The organism is Flagellimonas meridianipacifica, assembly GCF_003001695.1.
Classification (GTDB): Bacteria; Bacteroidota; Bacteroidia; order Flavobacteriales; family Flavobacteriaceae; genus Flagellimonas; species Flagellimonas meridianipacifica.
On record NZ_PVYX01000001.1, the window covers coordinates 1,595,024 to 1,615,056 of the forward strand.

Genomic DNA, 20,033 nt, shown 5'->3' on the forward strand with positions numbered 1-20,033 from the left:
ATGGATTTTTCTACACTAGGTAAACATATATCCAACCCTTATATTTTTAAAGGCTCTGAACAAAAACCTTTTTTGGCACCTAGAGGGGTGCACTTGGTGAATGATATGTTATTTGTTTCAGATACAGGTCAGAACCGTGTTTTTATTTGGCACAAATTGCCCACCTCACTACATCAAGAACCCGATGTTGTTTTAGGCCAACAAGATGTAGTGGGTTCCGGAAGAAACGCGGGAGGTACAGTAGCAGCTGAAAGTTTACACTATCCTTCAGGAATTTGGAGCGACGGAAAACGTTTGATCGTTGCGGATGCTTGGAACCATCGTGTACTGATTTGGCATCAATTACCAACCAAAAATGGTCAAGCTGCAGATGTGGTTTTGGGGCAACCTGATTTTAAATCGAACGAGGTGAATGTAGAAGGGATTTCAAAAAGTCCTACCTCAAAAAGTTTACATTGGCCTTATGGTGTTTTTTCAGATGGGAAACGACTTTGGGTGGCTGATACAGGTAATCGAAGAATCCTTTATTATAAAACCATTCCTTTAGAAAATTATACTGCCGCTGATAAGGTTATCGGAAAACCTGATTTTTCCACTCGAGATTATGAAAACAACCAGCCTATCTGGCCGTATTCAGTTAAAACAAACTCAGATGGAGTCTTGGCTGTAGCCGATACGCAGTTTTACCGAACCTTGATATGGAGCAATTGGGAGACAGCTTTCAATACACCAGCAGATGTTATCATCGGGCAACCTGATTTTGATGCTTGCGGTCAAAACCAATATGGACTTTTTCCTGATGCCCACACCCTAAATTGGACCTATGATGTTTGCTTCTATAAGAAAGGATTGTTGGTCAACGATACAGGAAATAGTAGACTGCTCTATTTTGAAAGAATTCCCAAGACTAATAATCAGGTTGCTGATGCAGTTATTGGCAAACGTGATTTCAAAACTGGAAGTGAAAACAGGGATACAATTGTGGGAACAGATAGCTCCTTGTATTGGCCTTTTTCCATTTGTACACAAAAGGATAAATTAGTGGTTGCCGACACGGGAAATCATCGTTTGGCAGTAATGGGTCTTTTACTTTAAAAGCCGAGATACAGCCAGTAAACCCCAATAATTATAGCAAATAATCCTCCGGCAATTCGAATGCTCTGGAATGCATTTGGGCTTTGTAGTTTTTTTGAGCCATTGGATATTGTTCCAAGGATGTAAGCATAAATCACCATAGCCAATACGGTTCCCAAGGCGAATCCAATAATATAGAGTATCCCTTCAAATTGACTTTCAAAACCTAATACAGGGAGCAACAGTAAAAAGTGTGCTATTCCTGCCAAACCATGTAGGACTCCTATGAAAAATGAAGACCAACTATTTTGTTGTAGTGCTTTGGAGTGAGTGTGCTCATGTTCCAAGGTATTGTCTGCGTGGTTGTGGTCGTGAACATGTATATAAGGCTTATCGCCTCCATGGATATGCGGGTGCTTATGGCCTTTTCCTTTGAAAAAAATCCTAAAAATGGCCCATATCCCTACCCCTATAAGTACAAGACCCACCAGTTGTTCGCTATACTCGGATATCAATTCAACCGGAATAACCTCTTTAAAGGCTAAAAATAGTAGTCCGATGACCAACATTCCGGTGAGATGTCCAAAGCCCCAAAACAAACCAATGCGCCATACCCTTTTTCGGGTCTCAATCGCCAAAGGGGTAATTGCAGCAAGGTGGTCTGGTCCGGATACCACATGAAGTACTGAGGCTAAGATTCCAGCAAAAAGGGATTGAACAATCATTGCTACAATATATCAACAATCGCTGACATTAGCATATTTTGCAGCAAATGAAACGATTTTGATATGAAATACATAATTTCAATCTAATATAGAAACAAACCAATTATGTTAAGAACTAAAATTTTTTTCTCATGACCGTAGCAACCTTCTCGGAGAGTGTCTCTCCCAAGCTGTTAGTAAAGAAAAGTGTTATTTATCAGTTGAAAAATACCAAGAGCCTCCTAATTTCATCTTAATTAATATTCTTGAATTAAAATGTCACTTTTTCATTGTCCACATTGTCATACAATAAGAATTTAGATTTGAAAAACTATAGCGACATACTATTTCCATACGCTTATAACATCCTTGGCTCTTCTGAGGATGCGAAAGACACTGTGCAGGACATTTTGATTAAGTACCTTTCTATCGATAAGAATCATATAGAAAATGAAATTGGTTTTTTGATTAAATCAGTAATCAACCAATCCATCAATCTGAAAAAGAGGCAAAAAAAGATATCCGCTGATAGCATTTGGTTGCCGGAACCCATATCAACAGAAAAGGCAGACGACAATATCAATAAAGAGGAAATCCTATCCTATTCCATGCTCACGCTTCTCGAAAAATTATCGGCTAAAGAACGCGCTGTTTTTATACTGAAGGAATCATTTGACTATTCTCATAAAGAAATTGCTGAAACTATAGGTTTTACCATTGAAAACTCCAGAAAATTATTAAGTAGAGCCAAAAACAAACTCAATACTACCAGAGTTTTAAAAAATAAGGCTCATCAACAGGACACATCGCAATTGAAGTATTATGTTGAAGCCATGAAAACCGGGGATGTTGCAACCCTTAAAAAATTATTGTCAGAAGATATACTGCTGGCTGCTGATGGTGGCGAAAGTGTTAAAGTGGTTAGAGCTGTAACAATGGGTATAACGGACGTATCGAAGCTATTGCTTTATGTATTTAAGGCGTTTTTGACTGGATTGGAAGTTAGAATGAGCTCTGTTAATCATCAACCGGCGATTTTGTACTATAAAAACCAGGCTTTATACAATTGTCAGGTCTTTGAATTCGAAAAAAATCGGATAAAAAGTATCTATTCCGTGGTCGACCCACAGAAACTAAAGGCACTTTTCGGCTAAAACATGTCACGTTTTTTACTCTGGGTTTGTCAGTCTATAGAACATAAAACTTCAATAGATGAAAACACTGTTAAGATTGGATGCCAGCTTAAGAAAGGAAGGTTCACATTCAAGGGCACTGGCGGATTTTTTTGAAACGAAATGGAGAAAAATCCATCAAAAAGGAAATGTCATATACCGAGATTTAAATGAATTGCAAGTGCCTTATTTACGAAATGAAACTGTGCAAGCTTTTTATACACCAGAGGCGGAATACACAGAGGAAAATAGGGAAGCTATTGCTTTATCCAACCAATTAATTGAAGAGTTGAAATCTGCGGACCATATTTTGGTGAGCAGCCCCTTGTATAACTTGAATATTCCTTCCACACTGAAGTCTTATTTGGACCACATCGTTAGGGTAGGGCATACTTTTAGGGTGAGAGAAGATGGTAGTTATGAAGGACTGATTGAGAATGAAGCGGCATACATTATTACCTGTAAAGGAGAAGTTTATAAGGACACATCAATGCAAACGCTTGATTTTCAAGAACCTTATCTAAAGACAATTTTTGGGTTTATTGGTTTAAAACTGAATGCCATTTTCCCTTTAGAAGGTACAGCACATCGCAATCTACTTGAAAGTAATCTGAGGGTACAAAAAGAGAACATCATAAAAGAACTTGAGAAGAAGCTGGATTTAAAGGAACCACAGAAAATACCTAATCAAGTTTAGAAAACACATCGAAATTCAAAAAATGGTATTGTCTACCAAGAACTAAGTTAAATGGTACGAAATGAGTTTGTAAAGTCTATGGGATTGGGGTCTATTCTTTTAATGAATCCAAGAATTCTTTTCAGCCAAAACATCACAAATAAAATGGATACAACAATGAAGCATAAAGAACCTAAACGGATAGCGCCCAATTATTTTGAAGACGAGTTGGTTGATAGCGCAAGTGTTATTCATCCCGGGGAAGGAGAAATGTTAACTTTAAACAATCTCTCAGTGACCTTTAAGGTCACCAGTGAATTATCTAACAGTCAATTGGGAGTCTATGAAATATCCCTTCCTCCTCATGCCATTGGAGCTAAGTTGCACTATCATCGCTTTATGGATGAAACCTTTATTGTAAGTCAAGGGACACTTACCATTGAGTTGGGAGATGGCTCGCAAAAAGCAAAATCAGGAACCGTAGTCTACGTACCCAGGTTCACACCTCATGGGTTCAGAAATGATACAAATGAGACGGTTGTGGTGACACTGATTTTTAACCCCTCTGAAAAGCGCGAAGGATTCTTTAAGGGTTTGTATGAAACATTGAATGAAGTACCGGTAAACCCTGAGAAGTTTTTAAAGCTTTACAATAAGTATGATAGTTTCCCGGTAGATGTTGACAACATGATACCTACAGAAGAATAAAATTGATAGGTAGGTATTGTCATCAACAAAAGAAATAATAAAACCTTAAACGAATGATTGCCGAGACACCAGAACCGCCGTATTATGCGGTTATTTTTAGTTCAACAAGAACGGAAGGAGATCATGGATATTCCGATATGGCCGATAGAATGATTGAATTGGCAAAGCAGCAGAATGGATTTCTAGGCATTGAAACCGCAAGAAATGATTTGGGAATAACTGTTTCGTATTGGAGCAGTTTGCACGCCATAAAGAATTGGAAGGAAAATGTAGAACATTCGGTAGCAAGAAATAAAGGGAGAAAAGATTGGTATAAGAATTTCGTTACTAGAATTGCTAGAGTAGAACAGGATTACAGATTTGATAAAGAATGAAAAAGGCAAACCCAATTAACTGGCTTGAAATCCCAGTCTGGCATTTCGAAAAAAGAATGAAGTTTTATTCCAAAGTATTACTATAGGAAATAAAAGATATGCCTACTGTAAGTGGAAATATTAACGTATCCAATTCCTATTAAAAATCCCTGACCGAATTTATATATAGGAGATAATGAAACGAGATTGCACTTTAATCAGTAATAAGGATAGTAGATGGTTTACTATGTCAGTTTCTTTTCTAACATCTCAGTTCAATTAATTCTTATGTACAATTAAAACAAAAAAAACTTAATGGGACGGTCCAACGTCTGTACTTTAGTACATCCGTAAGTAAGAAAACAAAAACATGATTAAATTTTTGACTTTTTGTCTCTTTGTACTAGTTCTTTCAAACTCCTGTGGTCAAACCAATAAGTTAAACAACAAAGAGATTGATTGGACTCAGGACCTTGATTTGTACAAAAGGAACCTTGAGCAAAATCATATCGATTTGTACAATACCATCGACAGCGTGGAGTTCGGAAAAGAACTTCAGAAAATTACATCCGCTTTACCTGATAAAAGTGACACCGAGATAATTGTGGACTTAATGCAGTTAACGCGCAAGATTGGTGATGGACATACAGCAGTGTCTTTACGAGGGGTTGAACCACATTTATTTCCTATAGAAATCTATAAAATGAATAGGAAATGGAGAGTCATCAAAACGTCAAATGAATACAGCAATCTGTTGGGTAAAATCTTGACGGAAATCGATGGCAAGCCAATCAGTATCATCGAAGAAGAGGTTAGTAAAGTTGCGCAATATGTTGAAAATGAACAATCAGAAGTTTATAGAACAGGAAGATATCTAGTAATTTCAGAAGTTTTGTTTGGTTTGCAATTGACCAATACTAAGCTTAAGGCAAAATTCACTTTTTTAGACGATACGGGTACTAAATCTACTCTGTCCTTAGACGCCAGTGATAGTGAGGAATACTATGAAAACACAGATTTCCAGACACTGAAAGTAGCAACACCACAAATTCAAAAACCTATCGATTCAGGATATGATTTTCTCTGGTTCAGTCCAATACAAAATATAAACGGGATTTATATCAAGTTTGAAAGCTATCCATCTTTTGAAGGAATGGAGGAATTCGGAGAATCCGTTCTGGATTATGTGAATGAAAATCAAATCGAACAAGTAGTAATAGATTTAAGAAACAATGGAGGTGGAGACTTTTTTGTGGGAACTTTTTTGGCCTATTATTTAAATTTAGCCGACAGTATTGACTTTAAGTCAGGGGTTTATCTTTTAACCGATAGAGTGACTTTCTCTGCTGGGACAAGCAATGCTTCGCAATTCAGACAAATCCTAAATGCCAAAATTGTTGGTGAACCTACAGGTTCAAATCCAACCGGGTATCAAGATATGGGGCAATTCACATTGCCCAATTCTAAACTGATAATTACATATTCCAAAAGACTCTTTAGATTCCAAGACAATGTCACGGCGGGAGTTCAGCCTGATGTTCTGATTGAATACAATTGGGAGAACTATTCCAATGGAGTTGACAATATGCTGGAATGGATTATCAAGGATATCAAACAGAAGTAGTTAGCACATATATCTGATAACAGTTTATGATAAAAAACAAAAGACCTGTACTTGAAATTTTTAAAAAGCTGAAAACCAAATCCTAAAAACGAAAAAAGCTCCGTATTTACGGAGCTTTATGCGGTCTGGACGGGACTCGAACCCGCGACCCCCTGCGTGACAGGCAGAATTTATTTGAATTCATATGGATTAAAAAGTCAATAAACACAAGGGGTTTCGGCGATTTTCCATATCTTTAAGTACAAACAAGACCGTATAAAACCAATTTTTGCGTGCAATCTGCGTGCAAATTTGCACGCAGATTTTAACATTCAGTATGGCTACCTATCTAAAACTCTCTTTGGACACACGACGAAAAGATACCAAAATCTTCCCTTTAATCTTTCGCTTGACCCACAATAGAAAAACCACAAGCATCGGAACCGGACATAAATTGGCTACATCTGAATGGGATGAAAAACGGCAAAAAATAAGACTATCATTTAAGGGTACGGAATCTCCTGCACGACTGAACAATCTTTTACAGAAGAAAATGGCTCACATGGTAGACATCCTTACCCAATTAGAAGATAAAGACAGGCTCAAATATATGAGCATATCTGAGGTGCGAAGCCATATTACAAGAACTACCAACAAGGTAACCTTTTACCAGTTTGCCGAGCAGCAAATTGCGGATCTGGTCAAATCAAACCGTATTGGAAATGCCAGGGCTTACAAACATGCACTCAAAGCAGTCAAGAATTTTAGGAATGACAAAGATTTTTCTTTCGATGAACTTAACCTTGATTTCCTTAACCGATTTGAGAAACATCATTTGGCCAAGGGCAACAAATTGGGCGGTCTGAGTGTATACTTAAGAACCATACGCGCTATAAATCGAAAAGCCATCAAAGCAGGGGTTGCAGACAAAGAAGGGTACGCTTTTGATGATTATGTCATTCGGAACGGGAAACCTGAAAAACGAGCATTGCCCATTGATGCCATTCGAAAGATTGCCGAGCTTGACCTTGAAAAAGATACTGCCCTGTTCAGGGATAGGAATATTTTTATGATGAGCTTCCTGCTCAACGGCATGTCCTACGTTGATATGGCCCATCTCAAACTGTCCAACATCGTTGATGGTCGTATCAGATATTCAAGAAAAAAGACTGATGAGCCGTACAACATAAAAATCCATGACCAACTTAAACCCTTGCTTTCCTATTTTACAGAAGGCAAGAAAAGAAGCGATTATCTGTTGGATGTTGTCAAGAGTGAAAATCCGATTGAAAGCTACAATCAAATCGTTTGGGCTAGAAAAAGGTACAACGACAGTTTGAAAAAACTAGCCAAGCTTGCTGGGATTGATGAAAACATCACGAGCTACGCGGCCCGTCATTCCTTTGCTTCAAGTGCCAATGATATGGGGATTCCCCTGACGGCCATTTCCCAAATGTTGGGACACAAGCGCATTAGCACCACACAAGCTTACTTGGCCGGACTTAAAAAAGCCAAAATCGATGAGTACCAAGACGAAATTATGGGTAAACTTTCGGGATAGCCCCAGTCCTTTGTAAGTATTTTGAAAATCCCGGTTTGTCTTCTTTCCCCCTAACCACAAAAAAGTGCCCGAAAGGGCACTAGATTCAAGGTTGGAACTCCAATTTATTGGTTGAAGATTTCAGTCCCGCAAAAAGTCAATTTAAAATACTACTAAAAAAGACCAAGAAAGGGACTTAATCCTTCTGAGGATATTCAATTCGGAATTTTGTCTTTTAAATCGGCCAATTTATGGAACGGTTCAATCATCAAAAGGACTTGTCACATTCAACAAAGTAGGTTCAGTAACTTGGGTATAAATCATGGTCGTCTTAATGGAATTGTGCCCTAAAAGTTTTTGGATGATTCTAATATCGGTACCATTTTCCAATAGGTGCGTTGCGTAACTGTGCCTCAAGGTATGCGCGGTGATGTTTTTATTTATTCTGGCCCTTTTGGCAGCAGCCTGGAGAAGCTTGTTGAAACTTGACGAAGAATACCTGTCTCCCTTTTGGCCTTCAAATAGGTATCGTTTGGGCGTATATTCTTTATAGTACTCACGAAGCATTGACAAGGTTTTTTCAGATAAGGGTACTATCCTGTCCTTGTTGCCCTTTCCTGATTTAATATGTATCACCATTCTGGATGAATCTATATCCTTGATTTCAAGTGCAATCAACTCGCCTACCCTTAAGCCTGCACTGTAGACCACGGCTATCATGCTCTTATGCTTGATGTTGTTGGCTTTTTCAATGATTTTAAGAACTTCCTTTCTTGCGATGACTACGGGAAGTCTGTCCGGTTTTCTACTTGGGAACAGAAATTCCAGGTTAATGTTTTGATCGAAAACCTCCCTGTAATACAGCTTCAAGGCCATTGCTATCTGTTTCTGATAGGAATAGGATACTTTCTTAGTGTGTACCATATGATAGAAGTACCTGTGAAGTTCGGTTTCATCAATCTTGTTCAGTGGCTTTTCGAAAAATTGAATGGCCATCTTTACGATTGAGGAATAACTCTCTATGGTATTCTTACTATACCGCTTAACCTCCAGTATTTTCACAAAATCAGGCAATGGCATAATAATGTGAAGATATCTATTTATGATGAAAAAGTACTATTTTTATTCCAAAATGGTATGGTTATCCGGGATTGTTCGGATATCCAATAGTTGCCAGTAATGCAAAAACACCTCGTTAAAATTGACCAAATGAACAGTAATCTGAACATTTCTTTGTAACATAAAATAAAAAAGCTACACTAATTGCTTGATGATTAAAGACATACTATTTCAAATAAAATACACCTTCTCTCAAATAAAATTTAACCGAAAAAAAGAGTTAAATCAAAGGCTGAAAGAATCATTCGGAAAACTGAAAGATGATTCCTTTGACTTTGACAGTATCGAAAAATACTTCAGAAAGAAAGACAACTCAAAAGCTTATCAAATATTATCAGACAAAACCTGTAACGACTTGGATTTTGATGATTTGTTTATGTTGCTTGACCGAACTCATTCAAAAGTTGGGCGACAATATTTATACAATCATCTTCGAACTATAAAATTAAATGAAAAGCAAACCAAATTAAACGAAGAAATAATAACTGAATTGTCAAAAAATCCCAAACTAAGAATTTCGGTTCAAAAAAAGCTTGAAAAACTAAAACATAAAGATGCGTTTTATATATCCACTTTATTTCAAGAAGAGCATCTTAATCCACCAAAATGGTTTATTGTAATAAAACTATTATCGTTTGCAAGTTTAGTGTCGTTGATTTTAGGTTTCTTCAATCCTATATTTTTCATCGTTCTTTTAGGTGTTTTTTGTGTGAATTTTGTCCTTCATTATTGGAATAAAAATAATTTAATTCAATATGTAGGTTCAATTCCACAACTTTTAAAACTTAATAATGTTGCATCACATTTATTTACCAATCCCTTATTTAAAAAACTAAATCCTGACTTACTAAAGTCAATCAAACTGATAAATGAAGTTAAAAATAGAATGTCTTTTTTTTCAGTCGAAGCCAAACTACAAGGTGAATTTGAAATAATAGCTTGGTTTTTGTTTGAGATTTTTAAAACAATGTTTCTGCTAGAGCCTCTATTGTTATTTGGTGTTTTAAAAAGAGTAAACACAAAAAGAAGCGACATAGAAAGCGTTTTTAAATTTGTCGGTCATATTGATATGCTAATTTCCATAGCATCTTTAAGAAAAGGACTTAAAACATTTTGTTTTCCAATTATTAATGATAAAGATAAAATCATTGCTCAAGATATAAGCCATCCTTTAATTTTTAATTGCACAACTAACAACATTGAAATAGCGGAAAAATCGATACTTCTTACAGGCTCAAATATGTCTGGAAAAACCTCTTTTATTCGTGCAATTGGACTAAATGTAATAACAGGTCTTACAATTAATACTTGTTTTGCTAAATCAATTACTTTTCCTTTATTAAAAGTGTTTTCAGCTATCCGAATAAGTGATGATTTAATGAACGATAAAAGTTATTATTTTGAAGAAGTATTAACCATAAAAGAAATACTGAAAGAGAGTAAAAACGGAAATAAAAATTTATTCCTGTTAGATGAAATATTTAAAGGCACAAATACCGTAGAACGCATTTCTGCTGGAAAATCCGTTTTATCTGCTTTAACGAAAAATAAGAACAAAATATTGGTTTCAACCCATGACATAGAATTAACTGATATGTTGTCAGATGAATATGAACTGTACCATTTTAGTGAAACAGTAAACGAGAAAACTGTAGGATTTGATTACAAACTGAAAGAAGGAAGACTAAAAAAAAGAAATGCTATTAGAATACTTGAAATTAACGATTATCCGAAAGAAGTTGTGAAGGAAGCAATCGGAATAGCTAAGGAATTAGACCAAACATATTTAAGGAAAAACACTACTGGCAACACGGCGTATAGGTAATAGCGGTTTAAGTGATAAAACGAAATTATAAACATAAAACAGCGGTTAGTGTAAAACCGAAAGGCTTATGATTGTGTATCCGCTACTACTCATACACTTGACCGTTGTGGGCAATCCCCCATAGACGGTCGCCTTTAGTCCATCGGTTAACGTAAACTGAAAAAATGGGGATTGAGCGTAAAAAAGTCGCAAATTTGAGAAAATTATAAATGACTGATTTACAGCGTAATAGGTTTACGTTAGTCAGAATAAATAGAAACAAAATAAGAATGCGAGAAATAGCAATAATCGTGATACTGACAATTGGAAATTTTAGTAAAAAAATAAATGCACAAATTGTAACAGATAGACCAGACCAAACAGAAAGTTCTTCAACTATTCCTAAAGGAAGTTTACAGTTAGAAAGTGGATTATTAATTGGATATGAAGGCGAAAATCAAGAAAGAACACGACAACTATTATTGCCAACTAATTTATTCCGATATGGGATTGCAAATTGGATGGAATTAAGGATTTTAAATCAATTCGAGTTGCTCAAATTAGGGGAAAATCGATTTGAAGGAATTAGCGATTTAGAATTAGGAACGAAAATACAAATAGTTAAAGGCGAGGATAAATGTACTGAAGTGGCATTTTTGACACACTTGATTATACCAACAGGTACGGACGGATTGACAAGCGAAAAATTTGGAAGCTCAAATAAATTAAGTATTTCGCATACAATAAATGAAAAAGTTGGTTTAGGATACAATTTAGGGTACAATTATTTCGGAGAAGAAAAAGGAGATTTTACTTATTCAATAGCATTAGGAATAGGAATAAATAGTGAAGTTGGAATATATGTTGAGCCATATGGTGAAATAGCAAATATGGAAGAACTTTTAGCAAACTTCGATACAGGATTTACATATTTGGCTAACGAAAACTTGCAATTTGATTTTTCGTTTGGAACAGGAATAAATTGGACGATGAATTATATGTCGATTGGATGTAGTTGGTTAATTGAAAAAAAATAAATACTGCCCACAACAATGTGTATGATGTTCATAGCTGCTAAACGCAGCTACGCCACATACACTCAACGTTGTGCGTCACCCTGAAAACCCACCACACATTTAGCACATTTGGTTTTTTGCCGACACGAAAGCCAACCCTAAAAAAACCAAAAGAGCTAAATCATCCACCGCTGACAAATCCGATTTATTGGGAGTTATATTTAAGTGTTTGCTTAATTAAGAAAACAATTTGTATCTTTGTTGCGTTATTAAACCCTAAAGAGGAAAATTATGGAAAATAATCAATCGTGTATAAGAGTGTTTGCTGACAAGGTTCAAATAGAAAATTGTAGGGAAACACTACAAGCCAACGAAAAAGCATTTAGTCAACTAAGTGGACTTTTGGCATTAGCAGGAAACGAAGTAAGACTCAAAATCTTATTTCTTTTAGAAGAAGAAAACGAACTCTGCCCTTGCGACCTTTCAGACATTCTCGGAATGAGCATCCCTGCTGTTTCTCAACATTTGCGAAAACTTAAAGACGGTAACGTCATTGAAGGGAGAAGAGAGGGACAAACTATTTTCTACTCTTTGAAACAAGAGCAACTGACTTTACTTCGTCCATTTTTTAAACACATCATTAATCAAAATTTGAAAACAGCATGAACAAGAGAAACAACAGACTTGTCGGAGCGGGAGCGCTTTCGGCAGTAGCAGCATCGCTTTGCTGCATTACCCCAGTATTAGCTCTGATTTCAGGAGCATCAGGTATTGCTTCCACTTTTTCGTGGATGGAACCTGCAAGACCTTATCTTATCGGCATCACCGTTTTGGTTTTGGGATTTGCCTGGTATCAGAAACTCAAACCACGAACAGCTGAAGAAATAGAATGTGCTTGCGAAGAAGACGAAAAGAAACCTTTTATGCAAACCAAAACTTTTTTGGGAATTGTAACCGTATTTGCAGCCCTGATGCTTGCTTTTCCGCACTATGCACACATTTTCTATCCCTCAAACGACAAGAAGGAAGTTGTAATCGTCAATGCCTCTGACATTCAAACGGTAACTTTTGATGTGAAAGGAATGACTTGCAATGGTTGTGCTTCGCACGTAGAAAATGAGGTGAACAAATTACCGGGCATTCTTAAAGTGGATGCAAGTTATGAAGAAGCGACTGCCAAAGTAGAATTTGACCAAACCAAAGTGAGTTTAGCTCAAATTGAAAAAGCAATCAACGGCACAGGTTATAAAGTGGTTGGTAAGAAATAGTATTTTTTTGCTTTACATATTTAAGAACTTAATTAAACAATTACATAATGAAAAAGAATTTGATTCTATTGAGTGCCTTTTTCCTGATAGGAATTACTCAGGTCAATGCTCAATGTTGCAAACCAACTGACCATAAAGCAAAAACAACAAACACAATCCAAGAAGCTGGCAAAGCCCTAAAACTGAGAATCACGGGAATGACTTGTGCAGGTTGTTCCAACCATATTTCAAATGCCCTAAAAGAAGTGGACGGGATTATGGAACACAAGGTGGAATACCCAGGGGATTTGGCAACTATTCAATACGACCCGAAAAAAACGAACCCTGAAGCAATCATCAAAGTGATTGAAAAGACAGGCTATAAAGCCGAGATTATTAAAGAAACTCCAAAAAAGAAATCCTAATGATGCAAGAAACAATAAAACTCGACATCACAGGCATGACCTGCGACCATTGTGCCATAGGCATTGAAAAACTTCTTTCTAAAAACGAGGGAGTAAAAGAAGCCAATGTGAGCTATCCGAAAGCCACTTGCGAATGTTCTTTTGACCCTACTAAGACAAGCAAAGAAGAAATCATCAACACCATCAACAGCACAAAAAACTATCGTGTAAAAGATGAAATCTCTGAAAATGGAAACAGTGAAAATAATCAATTTGATTTAATCATTATCGGTGGAGGTTCGGCTGCATTTTCGGCAGCTATCAAAGCAGAAAGTTTGGGGTTAACCACATTAATGGTAAACGGTGGGCTGGACTTTGGCGGAACTTGTGTCAATGTGGGTTGTGTTCCTTCAAAAAATCTGATTAGAGCAGCTGAAACCGCCTATCACGCTACGCATTCCAACTTTGAAGGCATACGACCAAAAGGCGTGGACATTGATTTTGCCCAAGTCATCAAAGACAAGAAAAAATTGGTAGCCACACTTCAGGAGAAAAAGTACATGGACGTGGTGAGCGACTTCCAGAACCTAACCTTGCTAAAAGGTTGGGCGAAATTCAAAGACAATAAAACAATTGAAGTCGATGGAAAGGACTACAAAGCTCTCAAATTTTTGATTGCCACCGGAGCTACCACCAACATTCCCAAAATTGAAGGATTGGACGAAATTGACTACCTGACCAATGTTTCGCTTTTCGACCTGGAAGAAAAGCCGGAAAGCCTCACCATTATGGGAGCAGGTTATATAGGTTTGGAAATCGCCATGGCTTACAACCGCTTGGGTGTAAAAGTCCGCATCATTGAATTTACAGACAGAGTATTAAGAACACAACCCCCCGACATCAGTGAAGCATTAGAAAACCAAATGCGAGAAGAAGGCATTGAAATTTTACCCAATTTTAGAGCTGTAAAATTCGAGAAAGAAGGAAATGGATCCATCATTCATTGTAAATGTCCTGATGGCTCATTTACCAAAATCATAGAAAAAGGGAAAGTAGTTATTGCCACAGGCACAAAACCTAACACAAGCCAATTGGGATTAGAAAATATTGGTTTGGAACTCACTCAAAGTGGACACATTGCCGTGAATGAAAAAATGGAAACCAATCTATCCAACATTTACGCAGCAGGTGACGTAACTAACACCCCTGCCTTTGTCTATACAGCTGCATTTGAAGGTAAAATTGCGGTTGAAAACGCATTCTCAGGAGCAGAAAACAAAGCGGACTATTCTTCTTTGCCTTGGGTAGTTTTTACAGACCCACAAATAGCAGGTGCAGGTTTGGATGAAACACAAGCAGAAGCAAAAGGCATTCGTTATGAAGTTTCTAAATTGGAACTTAAAGGCGTGCCGAGAGCGATTGCAGCAAACGACACAAGAGGATTTATTAAACTCATTCGCAACACCGAAACCGACAAACTAATAGGCGCAAGAGTAATCGCACCTGAAGGCGGAGAACTTATCCAACAGTTAAGTATGGCTATCAAATACGGAATAACCGTAAAAGATTTGGCGGACAGTTTTTATCCTTACCTGACTTTAGGAGAAGGCATCAAATTAGCAGCGATAACTTTTGGAAAGGACGTATCGAAATTGAGTTGCTGTGCTAGTTAGCCCGACCCAAAGGCACACACTCTTGCAAGTCGCACCAGCCAACGCTTGACCAAAACTTGCAAGAGAGAGTGCCTTCCCCATCGCAAAATATCCTACTTTTGAACATTGACCAAACCGACTGAAAATAAAGGGCGAACGCACAACATTGTGTATAAGCAATAGCGGGTACAGTGGTAAATTCAAGGTTTGTGCATCTAAGAAACTTTAGTGGTAGCGGACAGATAAGTGTCCTGAAATCCGCTACTGCTCATACACGAGACCGTTGTGTGCAATTATGGCCCGTCCTGAATAATTATGTAACCTGCAAACTAAATTTTAAAAAATGATTTACTATTGGTTACATATGCTTTACATTTATATTGGAGCAAAATTTTTTTGGAGTAAAGTTAGTTTAGAATCTGACCTATCTCGCATTAGAACAGTTAATATTCTTGATTGTGATAGTTTGAGATATATGGCAAACTCGAAATACTTCTATTATATGGATTTTATCAGGTTTGAGATTTTGTTCAGGTCTAAACTTTACGAAAACACATTTAAAAAAGGAATATTTCCAGTTCTTGGTTCGCAAAAGATTATTTACAAAAAACCTCTTAAGAGATGGACAAAATTTAGCATAACTCTTATTCTAGATGGATGGGACGAAAAGTGGGGCTATCATCGTCAAGTTTTTAAGCAAAATAATGAAATTTGTGCAATAGGATATACGAAATTTGCTTTCTGGAAAAATGGAAAAGCACTTTACTTACCAAAAATATTAGCTGATAGTGGAGTCAAAAAAACAGAAATGAATCCATCTTCAGAAATGCTAAATATGTTCAAAAATGATTATGAAATGATTAAAAATCAAAATTAATAGTTGAATAAAACTGCACACAACAATGGCTATAAGTAATTGCTTGTTCTCGCCTACTTCTGAAAATCCTCGCGGATTTTCAGTTTGGTGTGTACTTATAAAGTTAACCGCTAAATCACTCAACTGCTCATAGCCGAGACCGTTGGGTGCCATTTAAGAACAGACTAATGAAATATAAAAATGTAACAATTGCAGGAGGTGGAATATTAGGAAGTCAAATCGCTTTTCATACTGCTTTTCACGGCTTTTCAGTAACCGTTTATGATATTTCTGATTCTGCTTTGAAAAACTGTAAAGAAAGAATGACGCTATGGCAGAAATTCTATCAAAAAGACTTGGGAATATCGAATGACCAACTTCAAAAGATTTATAAAAGTATTGCATTTAAGATAGACTTAAAATCTGCCGTGAGTGAAGCAGACCTAGTTATTGAGGCAATTCCTGAAAACATAAAAATAAAGTCTGATTTCTATGAAAAACTGAATCAATTTGCACCCAGCCATACTGATTTTGCCACAAATTCTTCTTCGCTCCTACCAAGTTATTTTGCAAAAGACACAGGAAGACCAGAGCAATTTATCGCACTCCATTTTGCAAATCGTATTTGGATTAGAAATACTGCTGAAATTATGGGGCATTCTAAAACATCACCAAAGCTATTTGATGATATGATATTATTTGCGAAGGCGATTGGAATGGTTGCTATTCCTGTAAAAAAAGAACAGCCAGGCTATGTGCTTAACTCATTGTTAATGCCATTATTGAGGGCAGGACTTAATCTTTGGGCAAATGATGTGGCAGAACCTCATTTAATAGACAAGACTTGGATGATAGCTACAGGGGCGCCAAATGGACCATTTGCTACATTAGATACTGTTGGATTAAAAACATCATTAAACATTACTAAAGCACATTTAAATGAAAATTCAGATATAGAGACCACAAAACGAATAATTTCTAAATTGGAAGGAATGGTTGCTGAAGGTAAACTTGGCACTGCCTCTGGACAAGGATTTTATAAGTATCCGAATCCTGAATTTCTTGAGGATGACTTTTTGAAATAAAATATTAAACAAATAAAAACGGACACCCAACAACGTATATCCTCAATGGTGAGATTTTGTACAAACCCAAACGTCCAAGAATTTTTACTACATTTGGCTTAATCTGAATTGGTAAAGGCTTATTTGCCTCACCACTGAATGTTATACGAAAACGTTGTAGTGTCATAAAACGAACATTTTTGGGGAATCAACTAATTTACTTCTAAATGTCTCAATAACTCGCCGTTTTAATATATTATTTTGGAATTCTCGTATGCCATCTAGAATTATTTATGCATTGTCCCCATGGAGGTTCTTTTGAAATATAAAGCCGTACTTCTACAAAACTGTAAAGTTGTTTTGATAAATGCATTAATAGATCTTGTTCTTCTTTAGGCATATTTGCCAAATTGATTTCTTTTATAGCCATTTTATCTCTGGTCATTTGCTTTGAGAGACTTTGAATTAATTGAACGGATTTCGGTAAAAATTTATCTGCATGGTTCGATTTAATAAATCGTATTGCAAAATCTTCTGCAAGTATTTTATCCTCCAAAGTCCAGGGACCAATAATATAGATTAACCTTTTTAAAGAATCTTCCTTTCTGAATTTTGAATCATGATCTGAAATACAGCCCATACTACTTACAAAAGGAAGAAATGCAAGTAATCGAGAACTTTGGATTACAAATTGACGTCTTGTGCTCTTTTCCATAATTATACTATTTTTCACCTTTTAAATGAGCAGCTAACCTCATAGCCAAGGCAACAATTGTTAAAGTAGGTGGATTAGAGCCCATATGAGGAAATACTGAGTTACTAACAAGATATAAGTTAGCCAGCCCAAACACCTTGAGGTTTACATCACAAACACCTTCGTCTGGATTTTTTCCCATAGCAGAGGCACCGGAAGGATGATCACCTGATCTTCCAAATCCCGAAGGAGTAATATCAGAAGCATTGATGGCGTCCATGGCATCACCGATCTTTGAGATCAATTCAGCTGCTTTCGTATGTACCCGCATATCTCGATCTGTCATCCTCATTGTTATTTTTACCACAGGTGATCCAAATGCATCTACTTCTTTTTCATCCAATTCAAGAATACCTTTACCTTCTAGCTCCATCATAACCCAAAGAGATACTAGCTGTGGTATTCTCTTACGAAGATTAGTTAATGATAGCGTGTTAGAGTACGCCTCCCATTGTGTCGCCGTAGCACCTACAGGGTACCAATCGGCTGCAGGACTGGCGGATAAAATGAAAGTAGATTGCTCCTTTCTGTTTAAATTAATTCTAAAATGATCCGTAACCATGGTTTCAAATCCAAGGCGACCTCCAACATGTCTACCCGCATCATAAAGAACCGCAAAATTTGAATGATCAGTGAAACCCTTTCCTAATTGATTTCCCATGTTACCCAGTCCGTTTCTATGAATTCCATTGTCCGACGACAATAGCAATAACCTTGGGGTTTCGACACCCCCCATAGCCACAATAAAAATCTCCGAACGAATCAAAACAGCTGATTTGTCTTTGGTACGAATGGCGTGAGCAGCAACAATTTTTTTTCCATTTGAATCGGTCTCCAATTTACGAACGCTTAAATTTTCAATTATCCTGACATTTTCATTCTTTTCCAACAGCGGAAGATGAACTCGATCCGGAGAATAGCGCGCTCCGGAAGGACAAAACCTACAGGCTCGACAGGCTAAACAAGCTGATCGTCCTCTATACTGTTGCGAGTTTATTGAATAAGGGCAGGAATGTCCGACAATACCCAATTTCTCCAATGCAGGATAAAATATTTCCTTGTCAAAATACGAGAATGAATGTGCGGGCATTGGAAATGGACCAGATCTTTTTGAAGCATATGGATTGTCTTCCATTCCCACTACACCAACCTCAATTTCCGCCTTTAAAAGCCACGGCTCTAGTTCGTTATATGTAATTGGCCAATCTCGCCCATAGCCAAACAAGGACTTAACCTTTAGGTCATTTTCAATTGGACGCATCATTATCCCTTGAAAATGAAGTGCAGTACCTCCAAATCCGAACAGTCTGTTATTCTTGTATTCAATAACCTGATCATTAGCTGCAGCAGAAGTGTGAGGTGTAATTGTATCAAAATCTTCTTCATCGTTATAATCGACAAAATCGTTTAGGGTCTCTTTACTTTTGAGCATCATATTTGCACGTTGTTTTTCTGAATATCGTGGTCCTTGGTCCAGTATTAAAATCTTTTTACCCGAAGATGCCAGTTTACTGGCTAAAATAATTCCTGCGATTCCAGCTCCAACTATGCAGTAATCTGTTTTTATTTCTTCTTTCATTTCAATCCTTTTCTAAATGTGCTATAACGGCCTCGGCTCGTATGTTTATAGCCTAATGTGTTACTTATATTAAAACTATAACTGCCAAATGCATTAAAACCACAAATCAGCGTTTACGAAATAGAATATTGACAATCTGCCATCCTTCATTTGTTTTCGCCAAATGGAGATAATCAAGATATTCGGGTGATAATACCCTTGCCGTGGCTATATCCTTTTCGATATCATCAACAAAGATTTGATATTCTGCATCTGGATTTTCCCCACCGCCTTTGCCAGTTAATTCAACCATAACTGATTTTGGTACCATTCTCAACTTTATATCAGAGTCAGAGCTATCCTTAATCGGGATTCGTTTTACAAGATCATCGTGCAGAGAACGGTCGATACGCACAGTATCACCTTTATACCAGCCCTCAATATAATCGAGGAGCGCGTTTTCAACTGCTGTTTTTTCTTCTACCTTGCCGGGGCTTTGTGAATTTGCTGTAAACCAGAATGTCATGACGGAAATCAGTAATAAGTACTTCATTGTTAGAGTTTTTTGTTTAAGAAATCAGATATTTTCTGAGCACAAGTAGGTAACAAGCGTTTATGATTATTAATTATATATCCATTACAGGCACAATAAAAATAAATGACAAAATCACGTTTATTTTAGTTTACTTTTCAATCTTTGACATTTCAGGTTATTTTCTAATTGGTTCA

General features: G+C 36.8%; 20 protein-coding genes. 15 read left to right on the forward strand and 5 right to left on the reverse strand.

The annotated features are described in order from the left end of the window. On the forward strand, positions 1 to 1,095 hold the full coding sequence (locus CLV81_RS07370) for an NHL repeat-containing protein (protein WP_106144380.1): 1,095 nt from the start codon (positions 1 to 3) through the stop codon (positions 1,093 to 1,095). Here the strand turns inward: CLV81_RS07370 and CLV81_RS07375 are convergent. Beyond that, positions 1,092 to 1,799 carry an urease accessory protein UreH domain-containing protein gene (locus CLV81_RS07375; protein ID WP_106144381.1) on the reverse strand — a complete coding sequence of 236 codons (708 nt, stop codon included), beginning with the start codon at positions 1,797 to 1,799 and terminating at the stop codon, positions 1,092 to 1,094. The genes CLV81_RS07370 and CLV81_RS07375 overlap by 4 nt on opposite strands. Before the next feature lie 302 nt (positions 1,800 to 2,101). Between CLV81_RS07375 and CLV81_RS07380 the strand changes: the two genes are divergently transcribed. From CLV81_RS07380 to CLV81_RS07405, 6 genes are all read left to right on the forward strand, one after another. Beyond that, positions 2,102 to 2,932: a sigma-70 family RNA polymerase sigma factor gene (locus CLV81_RS07380; protein WP_158259091.1), complete on the forward strand. Its 831-nt coding sequence runs from the start codon at positions 2,102 to 2,104 to the stop codon at positions 2,930 to 2,932. Positions 2,933 to 2,990: 58 nt separating this feature from the next. Next, positions 2,991 to 3,647, forward strand: a complete 657-nt coding sequence (locus CLV81_RS07385) for an FMN-dependent NADH-azoreductase (RefSeq protein ID WP_106144383.1) — start codon at positions 2,991 to 2,993, stop codon at positions 3,645 to 3,647. A gap of 51 nt (positions 3,648 to 3,698) precedes the next feature. Further along, positions 3,699 to 4,334, forward strand: a complete 636-nt coding sequence (locus CLV81_RS07390; RefSeq protein WP_211297991.1) for a cupin domain-containing protein — start codon at positions 3,699 to 3,701, stop codon at positions 4,332 to 4,334. A 53-nt stretch (positions 4,335 to 4,387) separates the two neighbouring features. Continuing rightward, a complete protein-coding gene (locus CLV81_RS07395; protein ID WP_106144384.1) occupies positions 4,388 to 4,708 on the forward strand; it encodes an antibiotic biosynthesis monooxygenase family protein in 321 nt (106 codons plus the stop codon). A 349-nt stretch (positions 4,709 to 5,057) separates the two neighbouring features. Continuing rightward, positions 5,058 to 6,311, forward strand: a complete 1,254-nt coding sequence (locus CLV81_RS07400; protein WP_106144385.1) for a S41 family peptidase — start codon at positions 5,058 to 5,060, stop codon at positions 6,309 to 6,311. A 316-nt stretch (positions 6,312 to 6,627) separates the two neighbouring features. Then, entirely contained in the window at positions 6,628 to 7,851 is a 1,224-nt protein-coding gene (locus tag CLV81_RS07405; RefSeq protein WP_106144386.1) for a site-specific integrase, read from the forward strand. A 240-nt stretch (positions 7,852 to 8,091) separates the two neighbouring features. Here the strand turns inward: CLV81_RS07405 and xerA are convergent, their stop codons facing one another. Beyond that, on the reverse strand, positions 8,092 to 8,892 hold the full coding sequence (xerA, locus tag CLV81_RS07410) for a site-specific tyrosine recombinase/integron integrase (protein ID WP_158259092.1): 801 nt from the start codon (positions 8,890 to 8,892) through the stop codon (positions 8,092 to 8,094). Positions 8,893 to 9,100: 208 nt separating this feature from the next. On the opposite strand from xerA, the gene CLV81_RS07415 reads away from it, so the two are divergent. The 8 genes from CLV81_RS07415 (at position 9,101) to CLV81_RS07455 (ending at position 17,013) form a co-directional block, all read left to right on the forward strand. Continuing rightward, on the forward strand, positions 9,101 to 10,774 hold the full coding sequence (locus CLV81_RS07415) for a MutS-related protein (RefSeq protein ID WP_106144387.1): 1,674 nt from the start codon (positions 9,101 to 9,103) through the stop codon (positions 10,772 to 10,774). 269 nt (positions 10,775 to 11,043) lie between these two features. After that, positions 11,044 to 11,790 (forward strand): transporter, encoded by a 747-nt coding sequence (locus CLV81_RS07420; protein ID WP_158259093.1) that lies wholly within the window; start codon positions 11,044 to 11,046, stop codon positions 11,788 to 11,790. Positions 11,791 to 12,060: 270 nt separating this feature from the next. Next, on the forward strand, positions 12,061 to 12,435 hold the full coding sequence (locus tag CLV81_RS07425) for an ArsR/SmtB family transcription factor (protein ID WP_106144389.1): 375 nt from the start codon (positions 12,061 to 12,063) through the stop codon (positions 12,433 to 12,435). After that, positions 12,432 to 13,037, forward strand: a complete 606-nt coding sequence (merTP, locus tag CLV81_RS07430; protein ID WP_106144390.1) for a mercuric transport protein MerTP — start codon at positions 12,432 to 12,434, stop codon at positions 13,035 to 13,037. Before CLV81_RS07425 ends, merTP begins: the two co-directional genes overlap by 4 nt. A gap of 47 nt (positions 13,038 to 13,084) precedes the next feature. Next, positions 13,085 to 13,441, forward strand: coding sequence for a heavy-metal-associated domain-containing protein (locus tag CLV81_RS07435; RefSeq protein ID WP_106144391.1), 357 nt, complete (start codon positions 13,085 to 13,087; stop codon positions 13,439 to 13,441). Next, a complete protein-coding gene (merA, locus tag CLV81_RS07440) occupies positions 13,441 to 15,093 on the forward strand; it encodes a mercury(II) reductase (RefSeq protein ID WP_106144392.1) in 1,653 nt (550 codons plus the stop codon). The genes CLV81_RS07435 and merA overlap by 1 nt, the downstream gene beginning before the upstream one ends. A 322-nt stretch (positions 15,094 to 15,415) precedes the next feature. Then, entirely contained in the window at positions 15,416 to 15,949 is a 534-nt protein-coding gene (locus CLV81_RS07445) for an acyl-CoA thioesterase (RefSeq protein WP_106144393.1), read from the forward strand. Positions 15,950 to 16,116: 167 nt separating this feature from the next. Beyond that, a complete protein-coding gene (locus CLV81_RS07455; protein ID WP_106144395.1) occupies positions 16,117 to 17,013 on the forward strand; it encodes a 3-hydroxyacyl-CoA dehydrogenase in 897 nt (298 codons plus the stop codon). Between the two features lie 235 nt (positions 17,014 to 17,248). Here the strand turns inward: CLV81_RS07455 and CLV81_RS07460 are convergent, their stop codons facing one another. The 3 genes from CLV81_RS07460 to CLV81_RS07470 form a co-directional block, all read right to left on the reverse strand. Further along, entirely contained in the window at positions 17,249 to 17,707 is a 459-nt protein-coding gene (locus tag CLV81_RS07460; protein ID WP_106144396.1) for a hypothetical protein, read from the reverse strand. A gap of 7 nt (positions 17,708 to 17,714) precedes the next feature. Then, a complete protein-coding gene (locus CLV81_RS07465; RefSeq protein WP_106144397.1) occupies positions 17,715 to 19,325 on the reverse strand; it encodes a GMC oxidoreductase in 1,611 nt (536 codons plus the stop codon). Between the two features lie 106 nt (positions 19,326 to 19,431). Further along, positions 19,432 to 19,857, reverse strand: coding sequence for a nuclear transport factor 2 family protein (locus CLV81_RS07470; RefSeq protein ID WP_106144398.1), 426 nt, complete (start codon positions 19,855 to 19,857; stop codon positions 19,432 to 19,434). Positions 19,858 to 20,033: the final 176 nt, after the last annotated feature.